At 61.1% G+C, this 961-nt stretch carries 1 protein-coding gene; it reads left to right on the top strand.

All coding sequences use genetic code 11. The annotated features are described in order from the left end of the window. Positions 1-147: 147 nt before the first annotated feature. Positions 148-961, top strand: an 814-nt coding sequence (locus NKI39_RS34185; protein WP_352837561.1) for an IS110 family RNA-guided transposase, incomplete at its 3' end; no start/stop codon positions are given.

Below are 961 nucleotides of genomic sequence, written 5' to 3' on the forward strand. Positions count from 1 at the left end.
AGAACGAACATGAAGTAATCGCGGAAGCGGTGGCCACCTGAGATGTGGCGGCGATGTTCGAACATCTGGCCGGCTGGCTGTCCTCCGATAGGATGAAGAACGGGCTCTCGATCGACACCGGGCCCAGCCACCGAACGGAGGACAGCCATGGAACACTATATCGGCCTCGACGTATCCATGAAAGAGACGGCAATATCGATCCGGCAGAACGGTAAGAGGATTTGGCGGGGCAAGTGCGCATCCGATCCGCAACTGCTTGCGGCGGTGATCCGCAAGCGCGCACCGCATGTCCGGCGGGTTGTGTTCGAAACGGGGCCGCTGTCGGTGTGGTTCTACCATGCGTTGACGGCAGAGGGCCTGCCGGTGATCTGCATCGACGCGCGGCATGCCAAAGCCGCGCTCGACATGGCCGCGAACAAGACCGATGCGAACGATGCCGATGGCCTGGCACATCTGGCCGAGGTCGGCTTCTACCGAGAGGTCCGCGTCAAAGGTTTCGACAGCATGCTGATCCGCACGCTGATCACCGCGCGGCGCCAACTTCTTAAGATGCGTTTGCAGATATCCAATCAAATCCGTGGATTGATGAAGACGTTCGGCCTTGTCGTGCCCAAGGGCGCCGGAAGCGTGTTCGAACGCAACGTTCGCGACCTTCTGCGGGGTGAAGAAAAGCTGGCGCGCATTGTTGTGCCAATGCTGCAGGCATGGAGTGGTATCCGATACCAAATCGCAGAGCTGAGCAAGCAGCTGGCAGCGATGGCGCGTAACGACCAGCATTGCCGTCTGCTCATGTCAGTGCCCGGTGTAGGCACCGTCACAGCCACCGCCTTTGCCGCAGCGGTGGAGGATCCGGCCAACTTCAGGAACTCGCGCGCCGTGGGCGCATGGGTGGGCCTGACCCCGAGGCGCTACCAGTCCGGCGAGGTCGATAATGATGGTCATATCTCGCGCCGTGGCGACA

This window comes from Mesorhizobium sp. M0664 (genome assembly GCF_040320565.1).
Taxonomy (GTDB): Bacteria; Pseudomonadota; Alphaproteobacteria; order Rhizobiales; family Rhizobiaceae; genus Mesorhizobium.